At 31.0% G+C, this 5,682-nt stretch carries 5 protein-coding genes; 2 read left to right on the top strand and 3 right to left on the bottom strand.

The genetic code is table 11. The features are described 5' to 3' along the window. Window positions 1-165 precede the first annotated feature (165 nt). Window positions 166-471: a hypothetical protein gene (locus tag D1606_RS17885; RefSeq protein ID WP_119417376.1), complete on the top strand. Its 306-nt coding sequence runs from the start codon at window positions 166-168 to the stop codon at window positions 469-471. Between the two features lie 182 nt (window positions 472-653). Continuing rightward, complete coding sequence (locus D1606_RS17880) at window positions 654-1,691, top strand: WG repeat-containing protein (RefSeq protein ID WP_119417375.1); 1,038 nt, start codon at window positions 654-656, stop codon at window positions 1,689-1,691. Window positions 1,692-2,270: 579 nt separating this feature from the next. On the opposite strand, the gene D1606_RS17870 is transcribed toward D1606_RS17880, so the two are convergent. The 3 genes from D1606_RS17870 to D1606_RS17860 all read right to left on the bottom strand — a co-directional run bounded on the left by D1606_RS17870 (window position 2,271) and on the right by D1606_RS17860 (window position 5,384). Continuing rightward, complete coding sequence (locus tag D1606_RS17870; RefSeq protein ID WP_119417373.1) at window positions 2,271-2,729, bottom strand: hypothetical protein; 459 nt, start codon at window positions 2,727-2,729, stop codon at window positions 2,271-2,273. A 74-nt stretch (window positions 2,730-2,803) separates the two neighbouring features. Continuing rightward, window positions 2,804-4,342 carry an NAD(P)H-hydrate dehydratase gene (locus tag D1606_RS17865; RefSeq protein WP_119417372.1) on the bottom strand — a complete coding sequence of 513 codons (1,539 nt, stop codon included), beginning with the start codon at window positions 4,340-4,342 and terminating at the stop codon, window positions 2,804-2,806. Between the two features lie 403 nt (window positions 4,343-4,745). Then, a complete protein-coding gene (locus tag D1606_RS17860; protein ID WP_119417371.1) occupies window positions 4,746-5,384 on the bottom strand; it encodes a hypothetical protein in 639 nt (212 codons plus the stop codon). Window positions 5,385-5,682: the final 298 nt, after the last annotated feature.

The following is a 5,682-nucleotide window of genomic DNA, read 5'->3' as shown; positions in this document are numbered from 1 at the left end:
AATTAGACAATTTTTAGAAAAATAGATGTTAAAATCAATTCTGCTATCATATTATTTTATAAGATGATTTATTGAAACGTAGGCTTGTTTATCCCTATTTATAATGGAATTACTGTTTTTCTTAGACTGAAGTGAATGACCATTTCTTTTTAGGGGGAATATTGATTGGATAATAGGCTGTTGAATTTTATTTCGATTGTTTCTTTCGTAACTACAATTGTCTCTTTTCTAGTTTGCTTTTTATTGTATCGATTCACAAATGATACAAACGCAATCGCTGAATTTAGTAATACTGGATTTATTGGTTATATCTTTTTCATCTTGGTATTTACAGCACCATTAGCTGGAATCCTATTTGCAATACTAAGTAAGAAGACAATTCTAAAACCAGCATTAATTTTAGGAAACACAGTTGCTTTTTTAACGCTTGCCTTAATCGTAGCAAGTAAAGCATTTTATGATTTTATATAACAATTGAAGAGTTCGTCCATCATAAAAACACCTTATTTTTAAGGTGTTTTTTCTTGTATCCTCTTAACATTCCATTAATAATTAGCCTCCTTTTCATTTATCTGGTAGAATAATCTTTACCATTTCTATAAGTCTTAATATTATGCAATTAATTCAAAGATTCCAAGATAGGAGATTTTTATATGAAGAAAATTATCGGCAGTATTATTGCAGGGATCATATTAAGCTTTACAGTTCTTACAGATGCAAATGCTGAAAATAACTTTTTGCCTTACAATGAAGTAAGAAATTTTAGTGAAGGTTTAGCTCCTGTTTCAATATTAAAGAAAAATGATAAAGGCATTGAATTCGAGCTATATGGATTTATGGATGAAAAAGCTAAAGAAGTAATTGCACCGAAATATGGGGATGTCGGTAAATTTAGTGAAGGTTTAGCAAAGGTACAACTAGAAGGAAAATGGGGATTTATTGACCAAACTGGTAAGCTTATAGTTTCCAATAAATACGATGAAGCTTATAAATTTAAAAATGGCTTAGCAGCTGTTCGTAAGAATGGAAAATGGGGGTATATTAATACAAAAGGTAAAGAAGTGGTTAAACCTCAATACGATAAAGCTTATGCATTCAGCTATAATTTAGGCGCAGTTAAAAAAAATGGTCATTGGAGTTACATTAATAAAAAAGGAACAGCGGTTATTAAAACGAAATACACAAGTGTTAAACGTTTTATCAGTGGATACGCTGCTATCAAGCACAATGGGAAATGGGGGTATATTGATACAAAAGGAAATGTGGTAATTCAACCTCAATACAAGAAGGTCCACTCTTTTTATGAAGGGCTTGCGGCAGTTTATAAAGATGAAAAATGGGGTTTTATCGATAAAAACAATCATGTGAAAATCAAATTCAAATATGAAGATATAACAGATTTTAGCGAAGGACTTGCGGGATTTCAAAAAAATTGGCATTGGGGTTTTATCGATAAAAAAGGAAATGTAAAAATTAAAAACAACTATTTACAAATTTACTCAGGCTTTAGTGAAGGCTTTGCTAGTGTTATGAATCGAGCTGAAAATGGCGGTTATATTGATCAAAATGGCAATGCTTTTCCTAAGTTTGAAACGGATTTCGTTGGTTATCCATTCCAAAATGGAAAAGCAATCGTAAATGTTGGCGGAGATGGTCAATACTATATCTTAAAAGTACTTAGTTTGCATTAGATCAAAAAATTTTATAACGATAGAAGCCTTGCTACTAGTTAATAATTAGTAAGGCTTTTTATTTTTATCTCATTCCTCACGTAAGCTTCTTTTTCCCTTCTAAATATTCATTTAAGTTATTATAATTAATTAATTGATTAGTTATATTTTCCTGATTACTATGCAATAATCTATCGACTCTCTCAATATACTACTATATACATTTATGCAATATATATTAAAAGTGGAGGTGTATAACCATTAAGAAAAAAATATTGCTAGTCTGGAGAATTTTTTTAATACATGCAATAGTCTTATTGTTTGTTGCTGGAAAGATTAATTTCTTTTATTTCTCATCTTTTATAAGTGGATTATTGATTATGTTTGTAGTGGATGTGTTACAAAAAAGAAAAAAATCAAAAAAAATAACTGTAATTGAAAATGCGGAAAATATAGACTGAATATACCTCAAAGCCATGGATAAATCATTCACTTTTCGGCGATATTTTTGTGTCATTCTTATAACTTGTCTATAAAATTCCTAATATAAAAGAAGCTCATACTTAGTATGGGCTGCTTCTCTTTAAATCTCCATAAATTCTAATGCATATCAATTTTTCTACCAAAGAATCCGCAAAAGAATGCAAGAAGATGTATTAGTAAGAATGTATTTTCATTAAAGTACCAATTATTCGTATAATAATTTAAAGCCCCTTTTCCAAAAATAACCGAACTTGGATTTTGCCAATTACCATGTAATTCATTTAGGGAATTTTGTAAAAGTTGATACTCTCCCGTTATACCGATTAAAAGTATTAAGACTGTAATAAATATCAACAACCAAAGCTTTTCTAGGGGTTTAATTGCAAAATAATCTCTTCCAACCGTCCACGTGATAAAAAGACTTAATATTAAAAATGGGATTAGAAGTGTAATTGGTATAAGTGCTTCATTTCCGTGTTGATCAGTTTTTGTTGGATCAAGTGTAAAATAAAATTCAATGATGATAAATCCGAAAAATGTAATTGCCAAAGATATGTACCATGCTAAGTTTCGCAAGCTAATTCTCCTTTCGAAGACAAGATTCTTCAAATTTCGCAAATAGCATAGAGTATATTCGACAAAATTAGTTATTAAAACATTTTGTTTAAAATTTGAGGTATTCCATCAATTACGTTGTTTGGTGTTACGCCATAATGAGATAATTCATTTGCTTTAACTTCTGCAGTTTTTGCATGTAAATAGGAAGCACAAACTACCGCCTCTTCTGGTGTTGCACCTTGGCATAATAATGATAATATTACGCCAGTTAAAACATCTCCACTACCGCCTTTTCCAAGTGCATCATGACCTAACGGATTGATCCAAGTCTTGCCATTAGGATTTGCGATTATTGAACGGTGCCCTTTTAATAAAACATAAACATTAAATTCTCTAGCAAATTGTTGAGCGACTTCGATTCTATTTTCTTCAACTTCTTTTACTGTTGTATTAAGTAATCTAGCCATTTCACCAGGATGTGGTGTAATAATTACTGAACCTTCATAATTCCTTACTAAATGCATCTGATTTCTTAATATAGTAAGTCCATCCGCATCTACTATGATTGGCTGACCATTAAGTCGTTGAAATAGACTTTGTACTAATTTTTCCGCGCCTGTAAATCTCCCCATACCTGGTCCAAAAGCAATCGCTTTGTAAGATGATAAATCGATTTCATCTAGTGCAGTTACTGTAAAATGTCCCTCTTCAGATTTTAATGGTAAAAATAACGCTTCTGGAACTTGAATAGCGGATAATTCGTAATTACTTTCTGGCACAGCTAAAGTGATTAAACCAATTCCTGTTTGAAATGCAGCTTTTGCAGAATACAAAGGTGCACCTACATATTGTTTCGATCCACCGATGACTAAACCATGTCCAAAAGTTCCCTTATGCCCATTTTGTGGTCTTTTTGGCATTTGCGCAAAGACATCACTTATTGTAATACATTTTGGTAAGTCCATATTCAATTTCTCAACCAATGATAGCGGAACTGAAATATCTACTACTTTCCAATTCCCTATATAATCGGGTCCATTATGTAAAAAGAAACCTTTTTTCGCCATTACAAACGTAATGGTTTCATCAGCTTTGACAGCAAGTTCCTCAATACGTCCATCATCTGCCTGAAGACCAGATGGAATATCTACCGATAAAACAAAAGCTGTAGATTGATTGACCATTTGAATTACAGATCGGTAAGGTTCTCTTATGATGCCATGAGCACCAGTTCCTAACATAGCATCTACTATGATGGTTGCACAATTTACTTTTGCTTGAAGTTCAGATAAATTTTCTGTTGTCAATTGGAAAAAAGGTAATTCACGGTTACGATAAACAGTTAGATTAATCAATGCATCCCCTTTAACCTTATTTTCATCAACTAGCAGACAAAGTTCAACATTCATACCTCGTTCATAGAGTTTTCTTGCTATAACAAAACCATCGCCACCATTGTTACCAGCACCAGATAAAATAAGAATTCTTGCTTCGACATCTTCAAAATGCTCTAATAACGTCTCCGCAACTGCAGTACCTGCATTTTCCATCAAAACAATTCCTGGTAAACCTAATGATTCTGCTGTATATGTATCTAAAATTTGCAAGTCTTTTTGACCACCTATGTACATACAATACCTCCCATTATCCAATTTCCCACTTACTTTAATCTAAAAGTTCGTAAACTATTGAAAATACTTGATACAAATAGTCTAAAGGTGATAAATACATTCTTAAGAATAAGTCTACCTCTAAGTAAGAAATTTGTACACAACACAAATTTCCTCTTTTAATATTTAAGTGTAGCGTTTTCTTACTACCTATTAATGCAGTTGCTTATCCCGTATATTTTTAGTAGTGTACTCTTCCAAAGCTAAGGTAAATAGAAATAAAGCTTCGTGTACACAATTTTCAAAATCTTATCGCTTTATTTTCGAAATAATCAGATTAGTGTAACAAAAATATTAAATTATAACATATTAAAAGCAGCCCATTCTTCTTTTGTGTTTAAAGAAGAGGACTGCTCTATACTTTTTAACTATTCTTTCTGATATTATCCATTAATCCGCCATCATCAAAATATTTGATTTCACTTATTTTTCCGCTTTCCGGAAGTGTTGCTACACCTTTGATATTATATTTTTTCTCAGTACTACCATCTTCTTTATATTTTACTTTAACAACAAAATCAAAATCTTCATCATCATTTTTATTCTTTTTTATCTTAATATCATCAACTTTTATATGAATATCTTTAGATTGCAGTGTATAGTTAAAAGCTGAGCTGATAAAGAACTTTTCAAATCCGGATTGTGTAAAGTAAGGTTGGTATAAATCTTCAACGTATTCGTAAAGTTCGCTTCCGCTCGATGCTTTTACGACAGTTTTCCCATCTACATTTGTAAGATTTTTGGGGTTTTGAATGATTTTATTGTACTTTTGCTTCGGACTGGTAAATTCCGATTTTAGTACTTCTTCTATTGATTGAACGCTTTTTTTATCAATAATTTTATCGTTTTTTTCAACTATAACAGAATCTGCTTGTACCTTTTGATCGCTGACCATTTCTTTATTTTGAGAACAACCAGTTGCTACTAGTAATATAGAAAACAGAATACCTATCTTATAAAAAGCATTAAAATTGATCAATTTATCGAAGTGTCTATTTAACATTGAACATCACCTTTCGCTCTAGTTATTTGAGTATTCCAAAATTCTAATTAAAATGGCCGATTAATAATCTTTAAAGCTTTTAACTTACTTTTATCACTCCCAGTTAATATTACGAAGTGCCAATTAATCGCTTTCTTCCATTTCTCTCTGCATGTTGATAATCTATTATTTTTTGTTGTTATACATCTTATTGAGAACTTCAAGACATTATCATTACAGTGTGTTTAAAAATTGGTATTCATTTGATATGTATTTGTAACATAATTGTAATCTTTTGTTTTAAGATCTATATATCTTT

Origin of the sequence: Rummeliibacillus sp. POC4, from assembly GCF_003576525.1 — a bacterium.
Taxonomy (GTDB): Bacteria; Bacillota; Bacilli; order Bacillales_A; family Planococcaceae; genus Rummeliibacillus.
This window is presented reverse-complemented; position numbering and strand designations above follow the sequence as displayed.